The sequence below is a fragment of the Bacillus sp. VA13 genome (assembly GCF_055710085.1).
Window position 1 is genome coordinate 561,439 of the sequence record NZ_JBVQPP010000002.1, and the last position, 26,028, is coordinate 587,466.

18 protein-coding genes and 1 pseudogene are annotated in these 26,028 nt (G+C 38.6%); 9 read left to right on the top strand and 10 right to left on the bottom strand.

Translation table 11 applies throughout. The features are described from left to right. Nucleotides 1-13 precede the first annotated feature (13 nt). Genes AC0C66_RS11045 through AC0C66_RS11055 form a run of 3 tightly spaced genes read right to left on the bottom strand, consistent with a single transcriptional unit; the run spans nt 14 to nt 3,698 of the window. Complete coding sequence (locus tag AC0C66_RS11045) at nt 14-1,138, bottom strand: Ger(x)C family spore germination protein (RefSeq protein WP_072181813.1); 1,125 nt, start codon at nt 1,136-1,138, stop codon at nt 14-16. Next, the gene (locus AC0C66_RS11050; protein ID WP_072181814.1) at nt 1,135-2,241 is read right to left on the bottom strand and encodes a spore germination protein; all 1,107 of its coding nucleotides are present in this window, start codon (nt 2,239-2,241) and stop codon (nt 1,135-1,137) included. The genes AC0C66_RS11045 and AC0C66_RS11050 overlap by 4 nt, the downstream gene beginning before the upstream one ends. 5 nt (nt 2,242-2,246) lie before the next feature. Then, complete coding sequence (locus AC0C66_RS11055; protein ID WP_072181815.1) at nt 2,247-3,698, bottom strand: spore germination protein; 1,452 nt, start codon at nt 3,696-3,698, stop codon at nt 2,247-2,249. A gap of 267 nt (nt 3,699-3,965) precedes the next feature. Here AC0C66_RS11055 and manA point away from each other — a divergent pair, with 267 nt between their 5' ends. Continuing rightward, complete coding sequence (manA, locus tag AC0C66_RS11060; protein WP_088679691.1) at nt 3,966-4,916, top strand: mannose-6-phosphate isomerase, class I; 951 nt, start codon at nt 3,966-3,968, stop codon at nt 4,914-4,916. A gap of 127 nt (nt 4,917-5,043) precedes the next feature. Then, nucleotides 5,044-7,686: an SPOR domain-containing protein gene (locus tag AC0C66_RS11065; RefSeq protein WP_072181817.1), complete on the top strand. Its 2,643-nt coding sequence runs from the start codon at nt 5,044-5,046 to the stop codon at nt 7,684-7,686. A 39-nt stretch (nt 7,687-7,725) separates the two neighbouring features. Here the strand turns inward: AC0C66_RS11065 and AC0C66_RS11070 are convergent, their stop codons facing one another. From AC0C66_RS11070 to AC0C66_RS11095, 6 genes are all read right to left on the bottom strand, one after another. Beyond that, on the bottom strand, nt 7,726-9,585 hold the full coding sequence (locus tag AC0C66_RS11070) for a CDP-glycerol glycerophosphotransferase family protein (protein ID WP_072181818.1): 1,860 nt from the start codon (nt 9,583-9,585) through the stop codon (nt 7,726-7,728). Between the two features lie 18 nt (nt 9,586-9,603). Then, nucleotides 9,604-10,773 carry a CDP-glycerol glycerophosphotransferase family protein gene (locus AC0C66_RS11075; protein ID WP_072181819.1) on the bottom strand — a complete coding sequence of 390 codons (1,170 nt, stop codon included), beginning with the start codon at nt 10,771-10,773 and terminating at the stop codon, nt 9,604-9,606. A gap of 3 nt (nt 10,774-10,776) precedes the next feature. Next, entirely contained in the window at nt 10,777-11,802 is a 1,026-nt protein-coding gene (locus AC0C66_RS11080; protein ID WP_003219623.1) for a ribitol-5-phosphate dehydrogenase, read from the bottom strand. Further along, the gene (locus AC0C66_RS11085) at nt 11,799-12,512 is read right to left on the bottom strand and encodes an IspD/TarI family cytidylyltransferase (RefSeq protein ID WP_072181820.1); all 714 of its coding nucleotides are present in this window, start codon (nt 12,510-12,512) and stop codon (nt 11,799-11,801) included. The genes AC0C66_RS11080 and AC0C66_RS11085 overlap by 4 nt, the downstream gene beginning before the upstream one ends. A gap of 88 nt (nt 12,513-12,600) precedes the next feature. Then, entirely contained in the window at nt 12,601-13,752 is a 1,152-nt protein-coding gene (locus tag AC0C66_RS11090) for a CDP-glycerol glycerophosphotransferase family protein (protein WP_072181821.1), read from the bottom strand. Nucleotides 13,753-13,847: 95 nt separating this feature from the next. Further along, the gene (locus AC0C66_RS11095; protein ID WP_014115391.1) at nt 13,848-14,621 is read right to left on the bottom strand and encodes a WecB/TagA/CpsF family glycosyltransferase; all 774 of its coding nucleotides are present in this window, start codon (nt 14,619-14,621) and stop codon (nt 13,848-13,850) included. Nucleotides 14,622-15,127: 506 nt separating this feature from the next. Between AC0C66_RS11095 and tagD the strand changes: the two genes are divergently transcribed. The 6 genes and pseudogenes from tagD to wecB all read left to right on the top strand — a co-directional run bounded on the left by tagD (nt 15,128) and on the right by wecB (nt 23,191). Then, a complete protein-coding gene (gene tagD / locus AC0C66_RS11100) occupies nt 15,128-15,523 on the top strand; it encodes a glycerol-3-phosphate cytidylyltransferase (protein WP_072181824.1) in 396 nt (131 codons plus the stop codon). Nucleotides 15,524-15,610: 87 nt separating this feature from the next. Further along, a pseudogene (gene tagF, locus AC0C66_RS11105) lies at nt 15,611-16,789 on the top strand (teichoic acid poly(glycerol phosphate) polymerase); the annotation flags it as partial. A gap of 119 nt (nt 16,790-16,908) precedes the next feature. Next, the gene (locus tag AC0C66_RS11110) at nt 16,909-19,269 is read left to right on the top strand and encodes a CDP-glycerol glycerophosphotransferase family protein (protein WP_088679693.1); all 2,361 of its coding nucleotides are present in this window, start codon (nt 16,909-16,911) and stop codon (nt 19,267-19,269) included. A 175-nt stretch (nt 19,270-19,444) separates the two neighbouring features. Then, the gene (gene tagG / locus AC0C66_RS11115) at nt 19,445-20,272 is read left to right on the top strand and encodes a teichoic acids export ABC transporter permease subunit TagG (protein WP_079288833.1); all 828 of its coding nucleotides are present in this window, start codon (nt 19,445-19,447) and stop codon (nt 20,270-20,272) included. A gap of 19 nt (nt 20,273-20,291) precedes the next feature. Next, nucleotides 20,292-21,875 (top strand): teichoic acids export ABC transporter ATP-binding subunit TagH, encoded by a 1,584-nt coding sequence (gene tagH, locus AC0C66_RS11120; protein WP_072183589.1) that lies wholly within the window; start codon nt 20,292-20,294, stop codon nt 21,873-21,875. 173 nt (nt 21,876-22,048) lie between these two features. Then, complete coding sequence (gene wecB / locus AC0C66_RS11125; RefSeq protein WP_072183669.1) at nt 22,049-23,191, top strand: non-hydrolyzing UDP-N-acetylglucosamine 2-epimerase; 1,143 nt, start codon at nt 22,049-22,051, stop codon at nt 23,189-23,191. Between the two features lie 103 nt (nt 23,192-23,294). Here the strand turns inward: wecB and galU are convergent, their stop codons facing one another. After that, complete coding sequence (galU, locus tag AC0C66_RS11130; RefSeq protein ID WP_072183670.1) at nt 23,295-24,176, bottom strand: UTP--glucose-1-phosphate uridylyltransferase GalU; 882 nt, start codon at nt 24,174-24,176, stop codon at nt 23,295-23,297. Nucleotides 24,177-24,647: 471 nt separating this feature from the next. On the opposite strand from galU, the gene AC0C66_RS11135 reads away from it, so the two are divergent. Beyond that, entirely contained in the window at nt 24,648-26,012 is a 1,365-nt protein-coding gene (locus tag AC0C66_RS11135; protein ID WP_088679695.1) for an alpha-glucosyltransferase N-terminal domain-containing protein, read from the top strand. The last annotated feature ends 16 nt before the right edge of the window (nt 26,013-26,028 follow it).

Genomic DNA, 26,028 nt, shown 5'->3' on the forward strand with positions numbered 1-26,028 from the left:
CCCTTTTGATTGCTCACTGTCCTACCGTGCCGAAGTTAACGATTTTGAAAGAAATATCGTATGTAAAATCAGCATCAGAAAATATGTCATCCCAATGTCCTTTTACTTTATGCCAGTATTCAGGGTATTGAATCCGGATGTAGTCCGATAAAAAGATCGGATCGCTTTTATACTCATGCTGCAGTTTATCCATAACCTTCTTTACATCGCGTTCAAGCTTTTTCTCAAAAATGTTCTCAAGCCTGTGCAAATAGCTTTTATGAAAGGAGTTTTCATTCGGATTTTGGTCTTCTGTCAGGATACCCTTTGTTTTGACAGAAACCTGAAAGACAGGCTTTCCGTTTTCAATCACCGGCTTGATTTTAGATTTCGACTTTTTAATCTCAAATGTAATCGGATGTCCTTTATCTGTCGTCGGCATGACGCCTCCTTGGATCGTCCCCATGACCCATGTCAGTGTCTGGATTTCATCAGCTGAAAGAAATCCAACGAGTTTATTACTGCCGCTTTTGATAATGCCTGCCCCGTCATATTTTGCTTTTCCCTTTTGGTTACTAATGGCTTGAATGAGAAAACTGTAGCCATTTTGGCAATAGATAGAGGCCCTGCCGATGCGAAGCGGCATCATAATCTTCCCGTTATACCCGCTGTTATTGGTCAGATCAATCAGCTTTTCGGAAGGCATCGGCAGCTGTTGCTTCGGACTTCCTTTTGTAAAAATATCTCCGGCTTTCCCTCTGGAAGCCATCAAATAGCTGCTGCGCCGCAGCTCATCATCCCGGATAAAATGATTGAAGACCTGATCTATGTTTTGATTCCTCATTAGCTTTTCTCCCAGAAGAATGACTTTTAAATGATCGCTATAGATAGGAGGATCCTTGATGGATACATCACTGACTGCTTCTAAAATGGTCTTCCCGTAGGATGTCACATTGACAAATTCGGGTTTTCCGGATGCTTGGCTGTCTTCACTTTGGGGAAGAAGGTTTTGATACGTTAATTTATACTGATGATCATCGGTCGCATCGATGGCAAGTCCTCTGGCAAAAGACAGTTTTTCAATATTTTTGACATCCCAGCATCCGCAGAGCATCTGCAGCATCAAAACCATTGATGCAAGCTTCATCATTGTCTTCATTGCAGCTGACCCCTCCCCAGTTTTTTCTGTACCCAGCTTAAAAACCAGATAAGAAATGGTATTGCAATGACACCTAAAAATACATATCCGAGAAGTGTACCATAATAAAACACGGCGTTAAGATCGTCAGGAAACATTGACAGGAAAAATGTAACAACCAGCAATGCAGTAAGCAGCCACGGATTGTTTTTATTTTTCAGGTGAAAGATGTCTGTTAAGCCGATGTGCGCTCCTTTAAAGGAACCGAGCATACATGCAAATTGCTGGGCTGTCCAAGTTAATTGCAAAAACAGGTCAAATCGTTCAATAAAAATCCCTGGAATTTCTAAAGCGTGAATGAGTGAAATGGTTGGCCATGTCACTGTTTTTGCCTCAGCCACACTCATACAGCCAATGACCATAAACAAAGTAATGCTATAGAAAACAGTCGAGGTTGCAATGCCTAAAGCGACAGCTTTTTTTACCTGCTTGGGATCTTTCATAAAGGGAACGAGATAAAAAATAATTTCAAATCCTGAAAAATATAAAAGGGTTTTGGGAAATAAGGAGAAAAAACTTTGATAACCGCCTTCAAATACAGGTCGGATAAAATCTAATTGAAATAAACGAAAGCTGAACATCAGAAGCATAAGGAAAATAATAATAGTGACAGGAAAGATATACGCATATACCTTCGCAATGGGATAAACACCCCCGGCCACATGATAAATGGCAACAGCCAGAAAAATAAATACGACAACCGCCATCGGTGTGTTTTTTAAAAGAAAGAATCCGACAACCTCACCCAATACCCGAGCTTGAAAGCATACGATACCGATAAAATAAAGGGAAATAAATACATTTAAAAAGAAACCGATCAATTTTCCGGCTGCAATACTGTTGAGCTCAAAAATTGTTCTCTCGCTGTTTCGTTGAAGAAAAGGCAAAAAAAGCAGTACAAAAATAATAAAAATAACGCCCTGCAGCAGGATCATGATCCATCCGATTGGACTGCCCGTTTCAGCTGCTGAGCGGGGAAGGGTTAAGACACCGGCACCGATCATTGTACTGCTGACCATAATAAACGTTTGCATAAATGTAAGCTTGTCCTCTGATTGCATCATAGCTATCACCTTTGTCTGATTTTATCTTTTGTGTCTTTTCGGGTGGGCCTTCTTTTTAAAAATAGGGTAGGGACGCGAATCACAGTGTCTTTCAAATCTTGTCCGGGCTGTGCCATAATCGGAATAATGTAATCCTGGCCAAAGCTTTTCAGTCGCATCAAGTGCCCGATTACAAACAGAAAGACCATAATGACGCCATACATGCCAAGCGTTGCAGCACTTATCATACCCGCAATGCGAATAATCCGCAGCGGAAAGTTAAAGGCGTATGAAGGAACGGTAAAGGATGCCAATGCGGTAACGGATACCACAATGACCATCAGCGCACTGACGATTTGAGCCTGTACGGCAGCCTGACCGATGACAACGCCTCCAATGAGCCCGATCGTCTGTCCGATCGGCTTTGGCAGCCGTAAACCGGCTTCCCTGATCAGTTCTATCGTAAATATCATAATAAATGCTTCGACAAAAGGCGGAAAAGGTACATTCAGCCTGCTACCTGCAATTGAAATGGCCATTCTCGTTGGCAGAAGGCCCGTGTGAAAGGAAACGAGAGAAATATATAAGCCGGGCAAATAAATGGTAATCAGGATGCTCGAATAACGAAGCAAACGAATAAGTGACATTGTAATCCAGCGCTGGCTGTAATCATCCGGTGAATGGATAAATTCATCAAGCGTTGCCGGTACAATGAGTGCAAATGGGGTGCCATCTACTAAAATGGAAACCCGCCCTTCTAACAAAGAGCTTTCTACACGATCCGGACGTTCTGTGCTTAAGATCGTTGGAAAGATGGAAAAAGGTTCATCCTCAATGAGCTGCTCTAGTGTACCTGATTCTGGCAAATCATCTGTCGTGATGGATTTCAGCCGTTTAAACACTTCTTTTACAACATAATCAGGGGCAATATCCTGAATATATGCGACAGCTATCTTTTTCTTCGTCCTTTTGCCTATCGTCATTTCTTTTATGACGAGATTAGGGTCACTTGACCGTTCTCGTAAAAGCGCCGTATTTGTCCGCAGTTTTTCAATAAAGCCAATCTTCGGACCGCGTTCTACGATTTCTGAGGAAGGTTCTTCAAGGCTGCGCGACTTTAATGTTTTTGTGTCAAATGCCAGTCCCGCGCTGTAACCATCAGCCAGCAAAATGGTATGTCCGGAAAAAATGAGCTGCTGTATATCTTTCATTGTAGAGATCACGCTGTGGCGATAACCGAAAAAAAAAGCGGATAAATCTTCAATCAAGCCTTCTTTTTGAGCTAACGATTCTTTTTGTAAAGGAGAAATGACGTATTGCGCCAGAAGATTATTTTCTGTTAAACCGTCAATATACAGCAGGCACGCCTTCTGTCTGCTGTCTCCGAAAGAAAACGTATAAAATATGATATCGTCGTTTTGCCCCAATTTTTTTTTCAATGTTTCTACATTGTGCTGGAGATCAGAGTCGATTTGCAAAGTTTCTCTCCCCTTTATAAAACAGATTGACGGTTTTTCTTAATTTGTATCAAAAAAGGAGAATTATTCTTTATGAGGAAAAGGCTGAAACAAACCTTCTTTTGAAAGTGATATAATAAATAGGAAGCGTTTTCTCAAAAAGGGGTCATTGATACATAATGCTTTGTCCATATGTTGTCATAGGAAAAAGACAGCTTATACGGCGTTTGTAAGGGGAGCGCACCGGGAAAATAATGATCAGCTATTTACAGGGGAGGGGTACAGATCATGACGCAATCACCGATTTTTCTAACGCCTGTGTTTAAAGAAAAAATCTGGGGCGGCACCGCTTTACGAGATAGATTTGGATACGGTATTCCTTCAGAAACAACGGGGGAATGCTGGGCCATTTCCGCTCATCCAAATGGACCGAGCACAGTTGCGAATGGCCCGTATAAAGGAAAGACACTGACTGAGCTTTGGGATGAGCATCGGGAAGTATTCGGCTGCGTGGAGGGGGAGCGATTTCCGCTTCTGACAAAGCTGCTAGACGTGAAGGAAGATATGTCAATTAAAGTTCACCCTGATGATTACTATGCCGGAGAAAACGAAGAGGGAGAACTCGGCAAGACGGAATGCTGGTACATTATCGACTGTAAAGAAAACGCGGAGATTATCTACGGGCATACGGCCCGTTCAAAAACAGAACTTGTCACAATGATAAACAGCGGTGATTGGGAAGGCCTGCTGCGAAGAATCAAAATTAAACCGGGTGATTTCTATTATGTGCCGAGCGGAACGCTGCACGCATTGTGCAAGGGGGCACTTGTATTAGAGACCCAGCAAAATTCAGATGCCACATACCGGGTGTACGACTATGACCGGCTTGGTAACAATGAGAGTCCGAGAGAGCTTCATTTTGCCAAAGCGGTCAATGCGGCCACGGTACCCCATGTGGACGGGTATATAGATGAATCGACCGAATCAAGAAAAGGAATAACCATTAAAACGTTTGTCCAAGGGGAATATTTTTCGGTATATAAATGGGACATAAATGGCGAGGCTGAACTATCTCAGGATGAATCCTTCCTGCTTTGCAGCGTGATAGAAGGAAGCGGTTTGCTGATGTATGAAGACAAAACATGTCCGATCGAAAAAGGCGATCACTTTATGTTGCCGGCTCAAATGCCCGATTTTACGATTAAAGGAACCTGTACACTTATCGTGTCTCACATTTAACTTAATCTCACTTCGAGATTAAGTTTTTTTATTAAAAAATGGAAGTGATTCACCTATAAATGAAGCATATGCGTGCCGATAAATAAACTAGTTTTATATACTCATTGAATAAGAAAGAGGAGAAGGAATGAAAAAGAGATTAATCGCACCTATGCTTCTGTCCGCCGCGTCCCTTGCCTTTTTTGCCATATCCGGTTCTGCCCAGGCTGCAGCGTATACGGATTACTCGATATATGAGGTAGAGCCGTCAAAAACGTTCAGTACAGAAAGCCAAGCCTCGCAGGCTGTCGCCCAACTGAAAAAGGACACTGGCTGGGATGCTTCTTATCAGGCTTCAGGCACAACAACGACCTACCAAATTTCCGCTGCAGGCATACATAGCGAAGCAGAAGCGAAAGCAATACTGAGCGGGCTTACCAAACAGACAGCGATTACAGGCACGACAAGCCCTGTCGGAAGCAAACAGCCCTATGTCACCATCACCTCAGGTGCCATTTCCGGAGAAAAACAGGCAAACACTTTGCTGACCAAGCTTAAACAGGAGACGGGAGTGGCTGGTGCTGTAAAAGCTTCCGGAGAAGCTCAGTCCTATGTGAACGTCATGACATCAGAAATCGCTGATGAGACAAAAGTTAAGGCGCTTATTCAGAGCCTGGCTAAGCAAACGGGGATTAAAAGCTCGTATCAGCCCATCACCCACACGGTGTCCGTCACAACCATTCAGTCAGGCACAATTGTGGGAAACAGCAAAGCAGAGCAGATCAAAAGTGCATTCCAAAAGGAATCAGGGCTGCAGGCATCATTAAAAGAAACGGTGAAAGGACAAGCCTATTATACGTTCACTACAGCCGCCATTTCAGGTGAAGCGAATGCCAAAAATCTATTAAATCAGCTGAAACAGAGCACCGGTATCACAGGAAGCTACAAGTCAATCAATCAAAAAACAACTGCTGAGTCATACAATGTCCAATCAGCTTATTTCAAAGGGCTGAATACAGTGAAGGACGCCATCAGCCAAATCAAGAAAAACACCGGCGTATCAGGGAGTTATCAACAGGTTGGCAAAAGCACAACATATACAGTGAATATGAAGGGGGTAACGAAACAGCAGCTGCAAAAGATAGACACTTTCTTTAAAAAGAAAAAATGGCATTACACGTCATCCAGCGTCAAAAAAACGACCACGTCTACAGCCTATCAAATAATGACGGCACAGATTTTAGGCGAGCAGCAAGCAAACAAAGCCGCAGCCTTCTTTTCTCAGAAAAAAGTAAAGGCAACGAAAAAAGCAACTGGAACAACAGCAGAAAACCAATATCAGCTCATCTCAGAAGAAACATCAGATCAAGCAAAAGTTACAAAGGGCTTGAACATATTAAAGAAAAATCAGCTGAGTGCAACTGCGAAAACAGTAAATAAACAAATAGCTAAGACGTTTAAAATAACAACTGAATCTCTGCTTGATACAGCGAAAGTCAATCAGGCACTTACATTCTTTCAATCAAATCACATATCAGCAACACGCCAGAAAACCGGTCAGACTACAGCGAGCAGCTATCAAATCATAACTGGAGCAATCATCAGCCAAGAAGATATTGACCGCGTTTTAGCGTTTTTTAAACAAAACAAAGCCGCCGGCACCACAGCAAAAACAGGCGAGACGGCATATACACAATACAAAATTGTAACAGCTCAGCTCAGCAGCAAAACAGCATTGAACAATGGGTTAACCTATCTTAAAACGCAAAGTTTAAGCCCAAGTTACACAACGAAAAGCAATACGCTTTATAAGATCAGCTTAAACGAACAGTTCACAGGCAATGATACAGCTACTGCGGCATCAACAAAGCTAAAACAATTATACGGATGGACATCATCTATCGTGAAAATCAAAAATGGCCCGCAAATCATGAAAACCAATTACAATCTCTCTCTTCGTGATATGGTCCAAAAACAAATGACGGTAAGCCCGCAAACAGACGGGGCCGCTTACGTATCGCTCACTTATATTAATACAGCAACTTCAACCGTTACGGCTGATGTGCTGAATATCCGGTCAACACCGGCAGTCATCCCGACGAACGTGATCGGCCAATTTAAAAAAGGCGATAAGGTGAAAATCATCAGCCAGACAAACGGCTGGGCCAAAATCAATTTAGGCTGGCGAAACGCAAGCAGTGATGAAGTGGTTCAATACGTAGATCCGAATAACTTTTCCAGAGACAGCAAATACTACTTCCAATTTCTCAAGCTCTCACAGACAGCCGGCCTCAGCGTTCCTGAGGTCAATCAGAAAGTGCTTGCGGGCAAAGGCATCCTGACAGGGAAAGCAAAGGCATTTATCGATGCTGCCAATCAATACGGCATCAACGAGCTGTATTTAATCTCACACGCTCTCCTTGAAACAGGCAACGGAACATCCGATTTAGCCAATGGTTTAACCTATAACGGAAAAAAAGTATATAACATGTACGGAATTGGCGCCTACGACAGCAACCCGAATTACTACGGCGCTAAATATGCATACGAGCAAGGCTGGTTCACACCAGAAGCTGCTATTATCGGCGGTGCCAAATTCATAGGCTCATCGTATATACACAACACAGCCTACAATCAGGACACACTGTACAAAATGAGATGGTCATCCACAGCGACACACCAATACGCAACTGACATCGGCTGGGCGTACAAACAAGTAAACCGCATGTACAGCCTGTATTCATTGCTGGACGGTTATACGCTTTACTTTGATGTTCCGGAATATCAATAAAAAAAAACACCTTTTGCAGCTGCAAAAGGTGTTTTTGATTTATCTTTTAAGGACTTTATCGTCTACCGGCTCCTCTTCCTGAGGGAAGACAATTTGATCGACCACACGTTCACTTGCTTTTCCGTCAAGATCATCAAAGAAATAATGAACAAATGAATCAATTTGCTCAAAGTTATACCTCTCTTCTTTAATGATCGAAATCATTTGATCAGACGTTTTCGCAAGCGGACCAGGAATAAAGTCAAAGTAATCATAATAGAAATCACGTTTGCGAATATAATCATCTACATCATAGCTGAAGAAGATCATCGGTTTATTTAATAAAGCATACTCAAAGCAGACAGAAGAGTAATCCGTGATCAGAACATCTGTTACTAGCAATAGCTCGTTAATTTCCCTGAACGAGGAGAAATCATAAAAGAAATCACTGTACTGATAAGGAATATTGGCATCATTACGTACGAATGGATGAATTTTGAATAAGAAGATATATTCATCCTTTAACTCATGATACAGACGGTCAAAATCAAGCACTTCAAAAGGATAATGAGCTGATTGCTGACCGTTTCCGCGGAAGGTTGGCGCAAAAAGAATGACCTTTTTGTCCTTCAGAAACGGATATTCTGTATAGAGACGTTCTTTTACAAATGCCTTCTTCGCTTCATCAAAGAAGAAGTCTGTTCGAGGTACGCCGGTAGCGATGACGTTCTCTATGTCTACGCCAAAGCCCTCTGCATAGTGTTTTCGTATATTTTCAGAGCTGACAATAACCTTCGTGTAGTTCCTATGGTTTTTCGAATGCGGCGAAGGTCCTCCCGGCAGCCCGATTCGGCTGTAGCCGAATGTCTTAAAGGCGCCGACAGCATGCCACAGCTGGACAAGATCAGCATTTTTACGGATTTTCAACGGATAAATGATCGGATAAAAATCATCAATAAAAATGATTTTGCTTGTCGCAAAGTGATAAGCCATAGACATCAGTTCAGACAGGCTTTTTCTATCTCGAATGCTGCTCTTTAAGAAAAATTTGAAATCAAAGTTTTCTTCGCGCTTCAGCAGTTCTTCATAAACAAATTCGAAGTTTCCTGTCATATCAAGCCGGCTGTCAGAAGCAAAGACGATCTTATTGGACTTAATCGGCAGCAGGCGGAATACGTCATAAGCAAAATGGAATAAGCTCGTATTCAGCTTGCGCATAAAGCGGTTTGCTTCTTTTCCAGTATCCAGCTCCAAAAGGCTCGGATCGATTTCCTGCAGTTTGTTGCAAGACAAGTTAATGGTCTTTTCGCCCTCATCATAGTTAACAATCAAATTGAACTTCATCAGCTTTTTAGCAGAATGAAATTCCATCTTTGTGGCATACACATCATTAGAGAGGAAATTGCTGACGTTTCCAACCGTATGCACTTCCTGATGTTTTACATTTTGGTCATCTACAGCTTCAATTTCGAGAAACAGCTTATACTCGCCCTGCGGAAGAGGCTTGTCATTCATCAGCTTAGAAAAGTTAATTTGCTGTGAAAATCCTGCCCACTTATAGGCCCCTGGCACATTTGAAGTATCAATTGACAGCTGATCTACCGGAATATCCCGCAGAGAAACAGCTGTGAATAAAACACCATTATTTACCAATAATAAACGTTTCCGAACCTGATCCTCTTTTTGAAGCGGTAAGCCCTTGATATACATATAACCCGCAATTTTTAGAATTGACCCATTCCAAGAAAACTCAGAAATTTTTCTGACAGGGACTTGCTGGTTTTCTTCAATTCGCTTCGTTTTATCAAAAAGAGAAAAAACCCTGTTATCTGCCGGATGGACAAAAACAGCTGTATTTTCTTTTTGCATTTTCTTTTTTGATCTGAAAAGTCTGTTCTTAATCTTTCTGGCCAGCTTCACTTTGTACCTCACTTTCTCCTAATCGGCACCAGATGTTAAAAATGATGAAATAAAATCGGCTACCCGCTCTGAAGATTTGCCGTCTTGATGGGTAATAAATGTCTGTGAAAAAGCTTCAATCCGCTTCGTATCAGCCTCGTGATCACTCTCGATATCGTGTACAAGCGATGGAACGTCTTTCGAAATCGGCCCGGGTACAAACGATTCAAACGGATAGTAGAAATCACGTTCTTTCAAGTAGTCTTCTAAATCCGGGCAGTAAAAATACATTGGACGTTTCAGCAGGCTGTATTCGAAAATGACTGAAGAATAATCGGTTATCAGCCCATCGGAGATTGCCATCAAATCGTACAAAGAGTACGAATCGGTTAAATCCAGCACAAAATCATCCTCTTCCGTGTGCGCATGCTTGCGCATATACGGATGAAGATGGAGCATCACGACATAATCTTTATGGTGTAGCGCCGACTTTAATTGTAGCAGATCAAGCGGGGTAGCGTCACCCTCTTGATGATGTCCGCTGCCTCGATAAGTAGGAGCATACAAAAGCTTTTTCTTATGCTTAAGTTCAGGGTAAGCCCGATGAAACTCATCCAGTACAGTGCGCATATGTTCCTTATGATAAAAATAATCCGTCCTTGGAATGCCGAGCGGCAAAATCTGCTTTTCCTCCATTTGAAAAGCCTCGGCGAAATGCGGCACGGCAGCGGGTGCACTGACGATGGCATAATCATAGTTAGAATGCACGGGAACAATCTTCAGGTAATCAGAAGATGGGCCGAACGGCTTGTTCACTATGCTGTAGCCGAATTTTTTAAAGGCGCCGCAAGCATGCCAAAGCTGGATGGCGACAGTTTCCTTGCGTTTTGGCACAACATACAAAGGAAAGTAATAATCATCCAACAAAAGCACACGGCACGTGGCAAGGTGATATAGTGAGCTGAAAAGATGAAGCAAATATGCAGCTCGTCCGACCAGTCCCTTATCCATCTTGCGGAAAAGCAGGGTGATGCGAAGAGACGGATCTTGCTTCAGCTTTTCATAGACACCTTTAAAATTATCACTTAATTGATCCTCACGATAGGAAGCTATGACAACTTTGTTGTGCTGTACTGGTAATAAAGCGCTCAATAGTTTATAAGCAGTGCCGAATACTCCTTTTACGATTCGTGTAAGGAATGTTTTCACTGTTTAAATTTCCCATTCGATAACAGTTTTTCCCCAAGATGAAGTCAAATCTGCTTCAAACGCGTTTGTAATTTCCTCAATACTGCGTACCGGGAAGCGTCCGCCTACTAATGTTTCTAAATAATCAACGACTTCAGGGTATTGAGCTAAAAAGTCCACAGTACGGGCAAAATCTTCGCGTCCGCTGCGGCTGCTGCCGATCAGCGTAATTCCTTTTTCAAGCACCATTCTCGTTTCAATTTCAACAGGGTATTCAGATACGCCTAAGAGCGCTACACAGGCTTCAGGATGAACATGGGCGATGATCTGCTCAATTGCGCTTTCACTGCCGCGTCCGCCTACACATTCAAAGGCATGATCGAGTCTGACATCCTCAGGAATGTCGTTAATTTGATAAGCTGCATCAACAAAAGAAAAATGATCAAGCTTGTAAGGTGTTTTTCCGAAGATAAACACTTTGCTGTCCGGATATTTCTTCTTCAGGAGAAGCGTCATGATAAATCCGAGATTTCCGTCTCCCCAGACACCGAATGTGTCGCGCTTTTTGTGTGCCATACGCTCAAAGCGGGAAAGCGCGTGAACTGCAATCGTAATAAGCTCAGTAAAGGCTGCGACATGCGGATTAATGCTGTCCGGAAGTTCAACGAGCCGATCCGGCGCCATGAACATGTAATCCTGCATAAATCCATCATAGCCGCTTGAACGGAATCTGCTGGAACGCAGGTAATTCTCCGCAATGACTTCATGCTCTTCAACCGGTGTATTCGGCACCATAACAACCCGTGTTCCGACTTTAAATGTGCCTGTCGGATCAAACATGACTTTCCCGATTCCTTCATGAATCAGAGCCATCGGCAGTTTTTTATCCATCGCTTCTTTGCCGCGTGAGCCAGTATAATAGCGCTGGTCGGCGGCACAGATCGATAAATGGGTGGGCCGGACGACGACCTTATCTGAATGGACAACTTTATCTTTATACGTCACTTCAAATTGTCGGGCAGAAACTAAACGATACGTTTGATTAATCATTGTGAAATTCGCTCCTGTAAAATGGCATTCGCCACTTTTAAGTCATATGGTGTTGTTACTTTAATATTAAAGACTTCACCGCGGACCAGCTTCACTTTTTCACCTGCTAACGAACAGATTTTGCAAGCGTCAGTCAGGACAGCTTTTTGCTCATCGGACAGTTTATTATAAAGCTCGACCAATTTGCTGATCCGGAAGCTTTGCGGTGTTTGCCCTTGATACATGTGATCGCGGACAGGGATATCAGAAATAAATTCCTGATCTTCTGAAGCGATAATTGTATCAATGGCTGAGATCACAGTATCGACCGCACCGTATTGAAGAACCGCATCAATGTTTTCGTCGATAATGCGATGAGTCAGAAATGGACGCACAGAATCATGAGTGATGATCACGTCATCATCCTGAATGCCGAATTCTTTTTCAATATAGCGGATGCCGCTCATAATAGACTCATTACGGTCACTGCCGCCTTCAACAACAACCAGGCGATCATCCTGCCCGATGAATTTCTTTAAAATGTCTTTTGTATGGTTAATCCACTCTTTAGGTGAAACGATTAAAATCTTATCGAAACGGTCATTTAATAAAAACTTTTCAACCGTATGAATGATAATAGGGCGTTTATTTAACGGTAAAAACTGTTTTGGCATATTGACGTTCCCCATGCGGGAACCTTTTCCACCGGCTAGAATCTCAGCATAAATCATAAAATGACTCCTTCCTTACTACAACTCATAATGTTTTATAAAAGGTTTTCATATTATTTGCAATACCGACCTCTATTATATATAAAGATCAGCTTGATTTCTCATTCACATAGCTTAAAAGCTGCTTACTGGCATTCCCTCTAGAGTACAGATTCCACTCACGTGAAAAGCGCTCTACTTCGGATTGGAGCTTGTCCATATCTTTCAGCTGCTCCAAGAGCATTCCTGAATCACAGCAAGGCACCCCGGGGATCATCTCTGTATAATGCCGAATTAAACCGCGGGTTTTGTTGTAAGCTTCCATATCATACGTATAAAACAAAATGGGTTTGTCCAGCAGCGCAAATTCAAATGGGACAGAAGAATAGTCTGATATTAACAGATCACTCATTTTTAAAAGGTCTGCAAGAGGGAGATCTGACACATCTTTTATCCACGCACTATCCTCAGGTAATTCAGCAGATTGCTTCATAACAGGATGCAGTTTTACTGCAAGTATATATTCACCTTTTAAATCATGTTGCAGCTGTTTTTCTGAAAACGGCAGCGAAAAGCTTTCGAACTGGTCGTCCCTAAAGGTCGGCGCATACAAAATGATTTTTTTCTCCACTGGCAGATGATATTTGCTTTTAAGGTCATTGCTGTTTTCCTGCTCCTCATAGTAAGCATCGGTTAAAGGCACACCATACCGAAGAAATTTATCACCTTTTATATCGAAAAATTCCTTGAATATGTCAGCCATATGTTCAGAACCAACGACAATCCTGTCAAATGAAGCATACACTTTTCGAAAGCGTCTTACGTCAGCCCGAGAACGATTCTGTGTGTTGATATCCTTTAACCCAAATCGCTTAAACGCCCCATTCGCATGCCAAACTTGGATACACTCGATATCAGGCCTGCTGGTCAGAACAGTTGTCAAAACAAAATAGTTATCAACAATCACAGTCTTACTGCTCAGCATAGAAAAGACCGCTTTACATATATGAAGCGGGTGTTTTTCGTTAATAACCGAAACAGTAAGCTCAGGAAATTCTTTTTCCAGCGACTTGGCATGCTGGGTCAGCAGTACATGAATGGGAAATGAAAAGTGCCCCTTCTGGTATTCCTTTAATATGGCACGGGCATTATCAGGAAAGGAAACCAGAAGCGTCACTTGCTTGCCCGGCTTGACCCAAAACAGCAAAGCGCCAATGACTTTGATGAACAAATAATAAAAAAACGCAAACCAGGATTTCAATCTGTCATCAGCTCAAAACGGCTTTCACAGATAGTCCGCAGGCTCAGCGAATGATTCATGCATTTCATTACATACCATAGCTCCTTTAAGGCCGATTACAGATGGCGTGATTGATCTTTGACCTGTCCTGTATATTGCGGCTTTGCTGAAGCCCGTTCATGTTTCAGCACGGCTGTAACATACTTAGGAATGCTCAGCATCCTTCTCCAGCGGGCAGGGTTGGTAATCAGCCTGTACATCCATTCAAGGTGAAAACGGATAAAAAATGAGGGCGCTCTTTTTACATTGCCGCTGAACACATCAAAGCTTCCGCCCAGCCCTACAGCAACAGCCTGAGGGAATAAATGGCGGTATTTATGGATAAAGAACTCCTGATTAGGATAACCTAATGCGACAAATACCATATCAGGATTTGAGGCCGCAATTTTGTCCGCCACCTCACGCTGATCTTTCACATAGCCGTCAGAGTATCCGGCAATTTCAATCCCAGGAAAATCACGTTTAACTCGCTCAATTGTTTCCGCAATCACATGCTTAGCCGCACCGTAAAAGAAAACCCGTTTTTTCTTTTGGTCGGCTTTCTCAAGCAGAGACGTAAACAAATCATAACCGGCGATTCTGGATTGAAGAGGTTTTCCAATCATTTTGGAAACCATTACAACACCAATTCCATCCGGCAAAATAAAATCAGCAGACGAAAGAACCGCTTCATAACGCGGATTCTGCATTGCTTCAAATCCGATTTCAGGATTCGCTGTTACGATGAACGCACCTTTATTCTGATCTAAATATGACGTTTCTAAATGTGATACAAATGAAGTCAGTTCACTGTCTACAAAATCTAATTGATTAATGGGTTTCGTTTGCATCGTATCAACCCTCCTTTTCATCTATATGTCTATAAAAAACACGTGTCATTCGTATAGTTTGATTAAAGACTCTTTGCCTGAAAACATCTTACTCTATTTTACCACAAAAATCTTTAGGAACTTTTAACATTCACATTACAATTCCTTCACGTTTTGACGATGAATTAATATGAGGAGGGTGTACAGAATAAATGACGCAGCAGAAAGAAAATCGTTTCACTTAAAAACGCGACAAAAGAATCGATTTTTCCGAAAAAGAAAACTTGTTATAATGGGTATGGATGAGACATTAGACCTACAAAATTTATACATCAATACAACGTTTGTTCCGAAAAATGCTGGTGATTTACATTTTTAAAGAGTCTTAACTTTTATAGGAACTTATGCTATTATTATTCATTATTAATGGCAGGTAAAAAATATCTCGAAATCATAAATAATTTGTTAAGATTTTTGTTTTTTCTGGTACTCTCAGTTGAAAACGGTTTGGAAGGTGATGTTATTTAATGAAGAAAGTGATAACGTATGGAACATTTGATTTATTTCACTACGGACATATGAAGCTTCTGGAAAGAGCAAAAAATCTGGGTGATTACTTAATCGTAGGATTGTCTACAGATGAATTTAATCTTCAAAAACAAAAAAAATCACATCATTCTTATGAACATCGAAAATTCATTTTAGAAACAATCGATTTTGTGAATGAAGTGATTCCCGAAAAAAACTGGGAACAAAAAATCTTAGATATTCAAAATTACGCTATAGATACATTTGTCATTGGCGATGACTGGAAAGGGAAATTTGATTTTTTAAAGGAATATTGTGAGGTCATTTACCTTCCAAGAACAGAAGGCATTTCAACTACACAGATAAAAAAGGATTTACAAGCTCATAATTTTTAACCAGAAGAGGCTTAATATTCTGAGGCTTCTTTTCTTTTTGTTTAAGAGATTAATTGTTTGATATTTAAGGAGTCTAGTATGAAAACTCGCATGTTAAAAAAACATAAAAAATTTTGGATCAAACTGTACGCTCTGTTTTTTCGATTAATTGGATTACTTCCCCCCAAAAAGAAATTGATCATTTTTGAGAGTTACTCTGGTAAACAGTTTAGTTGTAATCCAAGGGCAATTTATGAATATATGCAAAAAAATCATCCTGATTACAAGATGTATTGGAGTGTAAAGAAACAGCATGTTGCACCATTCAAAAAAGAAGGAATAAAATATATTAATAGACTCTCAATTAAATGGCTGATAAAAATGGCGCGTGCGGAATATTGGGTAGTAAACAGCCGTTTACCATTGTGGCTTTCAAAGCCAAAACATACAACTTATGTGCAAACTTGGCATGGAACACCATTAAAGAAGCTGGCTCTAGATATGGAAGAAGTACACATGCCTGGGACAAACACTAGTAAATACAAGAAAAACTTTATAAAAGAAGCCTCTAACTGGGATTACTTAATATCTCCAAATGCTTACTCTAGTGAAATTTTTAAAGGTGCTTTCCGATTTAACAAAACAATGATTGAATCAGGTTATCCAAGAAATGATTTTCTTCATAACTCTAATGATCAAAAAACTGTAGATAGTATTAAAAATAAGCTGAAATTACCACTAGATAAAAAGGTTATTCTATATGCTCCAACATGGAGAGATGATCAATTTTATACTAAAGGACGTTATAAGTTCGATCTCGATTTAAATTTAGATGAACTACAAAAGGAATTAGATGAGGATTATGTTGTTATACTAAGGATGCATTATCTCGTTGTTGAGCATTTTGATTTAGAACCCTATTCTGGTTTCGTATATGATTTTTCCGATTTTGAAGATATTCGGGAGTTATACATTGTATCAGATTTGCTAATAACAGATTACTCATCTGTATTTTTTGATTTTGCAAACTTAAAAAGACCAATGGTATTTTATGTCCCCGATATAGAGACTTATCGTGATAAACTTCGTGGATTTTACTTTGATTTTGAGAAAGATGCTCCTGGCCCTCTTGTAAAAACTACATCCGAAGTTATCAACTGGATACGAAAAACTGAATTGACTGAGTACTCATTGCCGGATTCTTTCACACCTTTTTATAACAAATTTTGTTACTTAGAAAGTGGGGAATCTGCAAAAAAGGTTATTGAGACAATCTTTACTCCATGACATATAGGGAACATGATCTTTTTGGGTTAAAATTTTCAATCAGACATAATTTTTCTGATATAAAGGATTTTTTATAAAATAGTAACTTTTAAAAGTGAACTAGAATTTAGGGAGACGTTATGCATTATAATTTATTCGATGATACTGTTGAAGTAATAGAAGCTAATCAAGATTTGTTATCTATCTTTTTAATTTCTAATAGTCAAAATATAGTTGTAAAGTTAGAAGATTTAACAATTGAACCCCGTGTAATTTGTGAATATATTCAAAAAGACAAAGTAATTTTTACATGTGATTCGGATATCAGCAGAGTCTATTTGTTTGTTAAAGAAAATGTTTTGTATGCAGCAAAAATTAATAAGGAAACGTTAAATGATATATCTATGCATGCATATGATATGGATATTAAAATTTTTGACCCAAAAGTTTCTATTGAAAAAACTGGACTGTTTACAATTTCTATAAGTTTACCGTATGTTAATGAAAAAATATTAATCAATGAATTTTTCACAGATGAAAATATTCTCTTTAAAAAAAGAGTAAAAACGGTAAAATATAGAAAAAGAAAAGTCTTGGCAAAGTTAACACATCAAAATTATTGTTTGTTTGTTATTTATGACCATATTTCAAGAAGTATTTTGATTAAAAAATCAAAATTTGAAAAACTTATTGCTGAAAACGATGTAAATATCGAACTTTTAAGTGATCAGAAAATTTCGGTTCAGTTGTCAAAAATAGAAAAAAGCAAGATGGTTGATCTAGTTACTTTAACTACAAAGCCTAAGAGAATATTCTCTAAAAAAGATATGTCTTTTTATAAAGATAAAAATTTATTATCACTTTTTATTGTAAATAGAACTCGTTACTATGTCTATTTAAAGCTGGGTGGTATTTATATAGTGAAAGGGGCACCTACAAAGGTAACTAAATTTAAATCCAATCTAAAAGTATTATCTTTGGGGAAGAATATTTTTATTTATGGTCGTATGGTGCACCATGCTTATAATTCTTTTGGCAAATATGATTATTTGTATACAATCAATGATGAAAATAAAATCGCAAAATTCAACAGACCTTTTAAACGAATTAAGTTTTTAAAACAATTCGGATATTTTAAAATTGCAAGAGAAAGTCTCGATTTAGGTGATCGCGTTCACTACCCTCTTTTCATTGGTACAAAAGATAAAGTGATACACAAATTTCCTCTAAATAGAAAATCTGAGCCATCAAGAGTTTATGCAATTAATAAAAAGGATGATAAAGTATTAGTTATTCGGACTAATATTTATAATAAAGCAGTTTATTCAATAGTTCCAAATTCAAAAATGTATAATAAATTTAATCTTTTTAAAATTAATTTGGCTTATATAATTTCTAAAACATTATATAAAAATAAAAAATATAATGTTAACTTGTTTTTTGAAAAGCAGGCTTCAAAAGCAGATGAATCTGGAATTCGTGTTTATGAAAAAGTAAAGGGGAAAGAATATCCTAACTCCAAAAATTATTTTATTTTAGATAGAGACTCTAAAGATTTTTATGCTCTCAAAGGTAAATTTGGAAGTGATGTAATAGAAAGATTTAGTTTTAGGCATTATTTGGCCATATTTATTTCTGACTATTTTATTAGTAGTGATCTTTCAAACCATGTTATTAATGACAGAATTTATATAAACCAAATACTTAATAAAATTAAAGAAGTCCCTTTAGTTTTTTTACAACATGGTATAATGTTTGCAAAACCTGTAGAAAACCCAATGGGAAAAATATTTTATAAAGATTATGCAGCGTATAACGTCTATAAAAATGTAGTTAGTTCAGAAACGGAAGCAAGGGAATTTTATAAAATGGGTTATGACGACCAAGATCTTTTATATACAGGGTTAGCCACATTTGATTATGCAAAGCAAAATAAAGATTCAGATAAAATTGTATACATGCCTACTTATAGATATTGGGAAGAGGGGATGATATATAGTGGTGATATAGAAGGGACAACTTATTACAAATCAATTCTTAAGGTCATTGAAGCTTTTGAAAAAGCAGGATTAAAGCATAGACTTATGATTGTTTCTCATAATAAATTCTCTGAATATATAGTGGAAAAAATGCCACAACATAGAGATATTTTAGGGGAAAACCCTTCTACAGCATTAAAAGAAGCTCGTATTTTTATTTCGGATTTTTCTTCTGCGATTTATGATGCTATATATCGTGGCTCTTTTCCTATTTTTTATTGGGAAGATAAAGATTATTTAATCAAAAAATATCAAGCTATCCCGCCAGTAAATGAAGATAATGCTCCAGGCCCTATTGCTAAAAGCCTTGATGAATTAGTTTCCATCTCTAAAAAAGCGATAGATGATGAATATAGATTGGAAGAGGAATATATTAATAAGTATAAGGAAATTAATCGTTTTAGTGATAATAAAAACACTGAGAGAATTGTTCATTTCTTAGAAACAGACGGAATTTTATAAGCATATTCCCCATATCGGCAACCATTGTTTTTGAGTTTTTTCACTCATAATGCAATGGTTGTTTTTTGAGTGCTTGTATAATGTGAAAAAAACATTAGAATCTGTTACAATAAAGTGCGATGATTTTACAAGTAAGAATAGTTGATCTCAAAACTTATTTTAAGGAAGATAAACAATGAATGCATTAGTAAAAATCGTAAAAGAGCAAGTGACATCATTTCCTTTAATTGTGCGTTTGGCTTCGTATGAAACAAAATCTAAGTACCAAATGAATTATCTTGGTGTTTTATGGCAGTTTTTGAACCCTCTCATTCAAATGCTGGCGTACTGGTTTGTATTTGGTATGGGAATTCGCAACAGTAAGCCGGTGATAACGGGTGTTGGAGAAGTGCCTTTTATTGTTTGGATGCTGGCAGGATTGATTCCATGGTTTTTTATAAGCCCGACGATTCTTGATGGATCAAACAGTGTGTTTAAGCGGATTAATATGGTGGCGAAAATGAACTTTCCCATTAGTTCGCTACCTTCTGTTGTGATTGCTTCAAATTTATTCAGTTATTTTGTTATGATGGGAATTTATTTGATCGTACTTTTGGCAAACGGCATTTATCCAAGTTTGCATTGGGTACAATATATTTACTACTTAGCCTGTATGATCATTTTTATGTTCTCATTCAGTTTGTTCAACTCTACAATAAGTGTATTAGTACGCGATTATCAATTTTTGCTACAATCTGTTACAAGATTGTTGTTCTTTTTGCTTCCGATTTTTTGGGATATATCAGAAAGGTTGGGAGAAAATCATCCAAAACTCATGACTATTTTGAAGCTAAATCCGATTTATTATCTAATAGAAGGTTTTCGAAACAGTTTCTTAGACGGTAAATGGTTTTTTCAAGATATGAAATATACGTTGTATTTCTGGTTGTTCACATTGCTTTTACTAACAGTGGGTTCTATCCTGCATATGAAATTCAGAGACAAGTTTGTTGACTTTCTTTAATACGTAAGGAGATTGTACGATGAAACTAAAAGTTTCGTTTCGAAATGTTTCAAAGCAATATCATTTGTATAAAAAACAATCGGACAAGATTAAAGGATTGTTTTTTCCGGCTAAGGATAATGGTTTTTTTGCTGTGCGGAATGTCTCCTTTGACGTGTATGAGGGAGAGACAATCGGCTTTGTAGGGATAAACGGGTCAGGGAAATCGACCATGTCTAACCTGCTGGCTAAAATTATTCCGCCGACCAGCGGTGAAATTGAAATGAACGGCCAGCCGTCGCTGATTGCGATTGCTGCCGGTTTAAATAACCAATTGACGGGCCGGGACAATGTCCGGCTTAAGTGTTTGATGATGGGGTTAACCAATAAAGAAATTGATGATATGTACGACAGTATCGTGGAATTTGCCGAGATTGGCGATTTTATTAATCAGCCGGTTAAAAACTATTCCAGCGGTATGAAATCGCGTCTCGGTTTCGCGATTTCCGTGCATATTGACCCTGACATTTTAATTATTGATGAAGCGCTCTCCGTAGGGGACCAAACGTTTTATCAGAAGTGTGTAGACAGAATTAATGAGTTTAAAAAGCAAGGAAAAACCATTTTCTTTGTCAGCCACTCCATCGGCCAGATTGAAAAGATGTGTGACCGCGTCGCTTGGATGCACTACGGCGAGCTTCGGATGTTTGATGAAACAAAAACGGTTGTCAAAGAGTACAAAGCGTTTATTGACTGGTTTAATAAGCTGTCGAAAAAAGAAAAAGAGACATATAAAAAAGAGCAAACGGAAGAGCGGAAGAAAGAAGATCCTGAAGCGTTTGCCCGTTTCCGCCAAAAGAAGAAAAAGCCGAAATCCCTGGCTAATGCTGTTCAAATTGCTATTTTGTCTATCCTGACGGTTTTTACTGCAGGAACAATGTTCTTTAATGCCCCGCTTCGTACAATTGCTTCGTTTGGCGCTATTCCGCAAAATGAAGTGAAGAACCATCAAGGCGATGCAAAGGGCAAGGCAGAGGAACGCTTAACCGCAGTCAACAAGCTAGGGTTTATAGCAGATGAAAAAGCGTCTGCTTATAAGGATCAAGATTTGAAACAGAAGGCTAATGTTACACTGCCATTCGGTACCGGGGTGACGGTGGCTGCAAAAGGCAAACAAGCAGCGAAAATAAAGTTTGACGGGCAGTCTTATTTTGTGAAAAAGAGCGCTGTGACAACAAACGTGAAACATGTTGAATTGCGGGCTGCTGCCTTTACACCTTATGTCTCGCAAAATGCAGCATCTTCCTATGAATACTTTCTGAAATTCCTGGGAGACAGCAGCAGCAGCATCCAATCGAAATTGAATGGATATACTGAAGGAGATACAGCTGACGGCAGAAAAACGCTGGATTTTGATTATGAAAAAATCAGTTATGTGCTGGAGAATGATAGAGCCTCTGAGCTTATCTTTCACAACATTTCTCCTGTTACTCCGGCGTCACTATCTTTAAGTGACAGTGATGTATTGTATGACAGCAGCAAGAATCGTTTTCTTGTGAATACAGCTGATCAGGTTTTTGCAGTTGATAATGAAGAGCATACGCTGACCTTGATGTCGAAATAAGAAAAGGCTATTGGATGAATGTCCAATAGCCTTTTTGCTTAGATTTATCAGTAATATCATACTTAATTTATATAAAATACATTCAAGGACCGAAATTTTATTTTACCATATATGAAAATAATGTAGAATGAAGTAGAAATTTTAAAATTAAAAAGAAAACAGGTGAAACAACAATGAAGAAAATAAAAGTTATGACTGTATTTGGTACGCGTCCTGAAGCAATTAAAATGGCTCCACTTGTACTTGAACTGAAAAAGTATCCGGAAATTGAATCTTATGTAACTGTTACTGCTCAGCATAGACAAATGTTGGATCAAGTGTTGGAGGCATTCAAAATTAAGCCTGATTTTGATCTTAATATTATGAAAGAACGGCAAACACTTTCAGATATCACATCAAACGCCCTTACAAAACTAGATGAATTATTTAATAAAGTAAAACCAGATATTGTACTTGTTCATGGAGATACCACTACAACTTTTGCAGGAAGTTTAGCTGCGTTCTATCATCAAATATCTGTGGGGCATGTTGAAGCCGGTTTGCGTACTGGGAACAAGTACTCTCCATTTCCAGAAGAATTGAACAGACAAATGACGGGGGCTATTGCAGATTTGCATTTTGCGCCGACTGACCAATCTAGGGCAAACCTTGAAAAAGAAAATAAAAAAGCAGAATCCATCTTTGTTACTGGTAATACAGCAATTGATGCACTTAACACAACTGTTAAGGAACATTATTCTCATCCTATACTCGATAGAGTTGGTAACAGCAAGATGATTTTGTTGACAGCTCACCGTCGAGAAAATTTAGGAAAACCAATGGAAAATATGTTTAAAGCTATCCGACGAATCATTGAAGAATTCAATGATATCCATGTAGTATACCCAGTTCATTTAAATCCTACTGTTAGGGAAATGGCACAAAAGCACTTTAGTGATTCAAACAGAGTACATTTAATTGAACCTTTAGAAGTAATCGATTTTCATAACTTTGCGTCTAAATCTTATTTAATTTTGACTGATTCTGGAGGGGTTCAAGAGGAAGCACCTTCACTAGGCAAACCAGTCCTCGTGTTACGAGATACAACTGAGAGGCCTGAAGGTGTACTTGCAGGTACGCTGAAATTGGCTGGTACTGACGAAGAGACCATTTATAAGCTTACAAAGCAACTATTAACAGATGAAAAAGAATATAAAAAGATGTCTTTTGCTTCTAACCCTTATGGAGACGGACAAGCAGCACGCCGTATTGTTGAGCAATTGTTATTTTATTACGGTTTACGTGATAAACAAACCGATTCATTTCGTGCTAATTAAAAGAATAGGGTGGGAATTAAAATGTTCCCACCTCTATTCTTTTTTTTTTTTGAAATAGAGAATAGTTAGATGACAAGCTTTGGTTTAAAGAAAATATACTTGCTTAGTTAATTTCTTTTTTATTCAGTAACTCTTCCATAAATGGAACGAGCTGATCGCGAAGCTCTTTATCCTGCATCGCAAACTCAAGAGTTGTTGTGATAAAGCCCAGCTTTTCACCAACATCATAACGCTTGCCTTCAAAGTCGTAAGCAAACACTCTTTGAATTTCATTTAGCTTTTGAATGGCATCCGTCAGCTGAATTTCTCCGCCGGCGCCAACCTGCTGTTCCTCTAAGTACATGAAGATCTCAGGTGTGAATACGTAACGGCCTAAGATGGCAAGGTTAGAAGGTGCAGTGCCTTTAGGCGGCTTCTCAACGAAGTTTTTCACCTGGTAACGGCGGCCATCACTAGTCAGCGGGTCGATTATGCCATATCGGTGTGTTTCTTCTTCAGGCACTTGCTGAACACCGATAATAGAAGAAAGTGTTCTTTCATATTCATCCATTAATTGGCGCAATCCAGGTGTTTCTGCCTGAACAATATCGTCTCCAAGCAGAACCGCAAACGGCTCATCGCCAATAAAGTTGCGCGCGCACCATACAGCATGTCCGAGTCCCTTAGGCTCTTTTTGGCGGATATAGTGAATGTCAGCCAGGTTAGAAGCTTTTTTCACTTTTTCAAGGAGTTCAGTCTTTCCTTTTTCTTCTAAGTTTCTTTCAAGCTCAGGAGAGTAATCAAAATGATCCTCAATCGCACGCTTGCTTTTTCCTGTTACGATAATAATATCCTCAATACCGGCTTCAACAGCTTCTTCAATTATGTATTGAATGGTTGGCTTATCAACGATAGGAAGCATTTCTTTCGGCATTGCTTTTGTAGCCGGCAAGAATCTCGTTCCGAGACCTGCGGCAGGGATTATTGCTTTACGTACTTTTTTCAATGTGAGCACCATCCTTAAGAGATTTAGATTCAGCTCTATTGATACGCTGAGTATTATGATTTTGAAAATTTAATACCCTTACAAGAAATCTGGTAAACATAAATAATCATATAAGAAAAACCAATATTAAACAAGAAATATTAAACTTACATTCTTATATCAATTGTTCAACTGAAAATTGTAAATAGGTTTAGTTGAGAGGATGATCAATTGCACAAATAACAATGCATAGGAATCTATTGTACAGTGAAAAGTTATTCAAAATAATTTGTGAAATAGTATAATACATAAAATCTACCGATTTTAACTTTGGAATTATGCCTTTATTATTTATGGGGAATATCGTAAAGCTTTTTAGCTCATTTATATTGACTTTACCCTATCCTAGAGCCATGTTTTGAAACATGATATAATGAATTTCTGAAAATGAGCGTCACCGTATTGCTCTTATTAAGAAAGGTAATCGTGTCTATGATGAGTATAAAGCCGAATTTAGCGTTTGTTTGTTCTGCGCTTCATATTGCAAAAAAACAAAATGTGAGCACAATTGATTGGAATTATCCTTTGAATATTGTGACTTTTAAATATGATCCTGATGTTTCATCTACTTTTAGAGATTCGAGCGTCTTAAATATGTACGACTTTTTGAAAGGTCCTGAGTCTGATGCTTCAAAGGTTGATCATCCAGTTGGGGAAGAGGGTTTGACTTATGTTAAGACGCCGGAGAAACCTATATACCGATATTATAAAAATGGGAAGTATGTGAAATATCAACGGTTTTCTTCAGCGGGTCAGTTGGTTGTAACAGATTATTTTAACGACAGCAGGCAAAGATTTAAAAGAGAAGAGTATACTAAATCTGGACATGTCCATAGTTTAATCTATATGGATTTGGAGACTAATCAGCCAAAACAGCAGCTTTATTTAAAAAAAGACGGCACTTGTTATATGACCAAGTGGTATAAGAAAGACGGAGACATTGATAAAATCTTTCTATTTGAAGGTAGGGATACAATAGATAAAGTATTTTATTCAGAAAAAGAGCTTGTTTTTTATTTTTTAAAATCTCTAATAAATAATTCTGATTATTTATTTATGATGTCCGAAGTGGAGATATATTCACTGATACGCTCTTTACCAGATACTCCATCATTTTATAAAGGATTTATTGAGGTGAATCATTCGATTGATAATATAGAGGATGAAATAAATAACATTGATGCACTCTGTCTTCCATCTATGAAAAGATATAACGAAGTCATTGCAAAGACTGGTCCTCGAATAAGTATTTACTATGTTTCAGAAGAACCGTTCATTCGTAAAAGGTTTATTAGAGAACTTGTTGATAATGTTCCGTATAATAATAACTTAATCAAGATGCACGCTAATCTGTCAAAGGCTGAATGGCAGCCAAAGTTAAACCTCTATGTTTCGGCAAAGATCCGTTTTGAAGGGAAACTTCCTAAACAATCTGAAGGACGCGGCAGGTTTTATTGGAAATTAAGGAATAGAAAAAGCAATTCAGTCTCTACATCTGCGGTGAAAATCCATGAGGTCTCAAGCTTGGAGTTTGCGGTTAGCGGTCTTGTTTCATTACGTACTGTATTGGATATGCCGTCTGACATTGACATTTATTTGTGCGTGGAATGGGATAATAAATACTTTGAAGAAAAATTAAGTGTCACTGAAGGAAAGATAGATGTTTCAAATGAACAGGCTAGTAAAGGATGGCGTGTCAAAATGACAGAGGAAAATCATCACTTTACGATAAAGGCTGCCGAAGGTTTAAAACGCAAAATGTTTAAACGTATGTCAGTACTCAAATATGAGAAGTAAATGGTGACAAGGAGCT

Coding starts and splice junctions, on each gene's coding strand:
- AC0C66_RS11045 (WP_072181813.1), bottom strand. CDS start 1,138: ATGAAGACAATGATGAAGCTTGCATCAATGGTTTTGATGCTGCAGATG.
- AC0C66_RS11050 (WP_072181814.1), bottom strand. CDS start 2,241: ATGATGCAATCAGAGGACAAGCTTACATTTATGCAAACGTTTATTATG.
- manA (WP_088679691.1), top strand. CDS start 3,966: ATGACGCAATCACCGATTTTTCTAACGCCTGTGTTTAAAGAAAAAATC.
- AC0C66_RS11065 (WP_072181817.1), top strand. CDS start 5,044: ATGAAAAAGAGATTAATCGCACCTATGCTTCTGTCCGCCGCGTCCCTT.
- AC0C66_RS11080 (WP_003219623.1), bottom strand. CDS start 11,802: ATGATTAATCAAACGTATCGTTTAGTTTCTGCCCGACAATTTGAAGTG.
- AC0C66_RS11085 (WP_072181820.1), bottom strand. CDS start 12,512: ATGATTTATGCTGAGATTCTAGCCGGTGGAAAAGGTTCCCGCATGGGG.
- AC0C66_RS11095 (WP_014115391.1), bottom strand. CDS start 14,621: ATGCAAACGAAACCCATTAATCAATTAGATTTTGTAGACAGTGAACTG.
- tagD (WP_072181824.1), top strand. CDS start 15,128: ATGAAGAAAGTGATAACGTATGGAACATTTGATTTATTTCACTACGGA.
- AC0C66_RS11110 (WP_088679693.1), top strand. CDS start 16,909: ATGCATTATAATTTATTCGATGATACTGTTGAAGTAATAGAAGCTAAT.
- tagG (WP_079288833.1), top strand. CDS start 19,445: ATGAATGCATTAGTAAAAATCGTAAAAGAGCAAGTGACATCATTTCCT.
- tagH (WP_072183589.1), top strand. CDS start 20,292: ATGAAACTAAAAGTTTCGTTTCGAAATGTTTCAAAGCAATATCATTTG.
- wecB (WP_072183669.1), top strand. CDS start 22,049: ATGAAGAAAATAAAAGTTATGACTGTATTTGGTACGCGTCCTGAAGCA.
- AC0C66_RS11135 (WP_088679695.1), top strand. CDS start 24,648: ATGATGAGTATAAAGCCGAATTTAGCGTTTGTTTGTTCTGCGCTTCAT.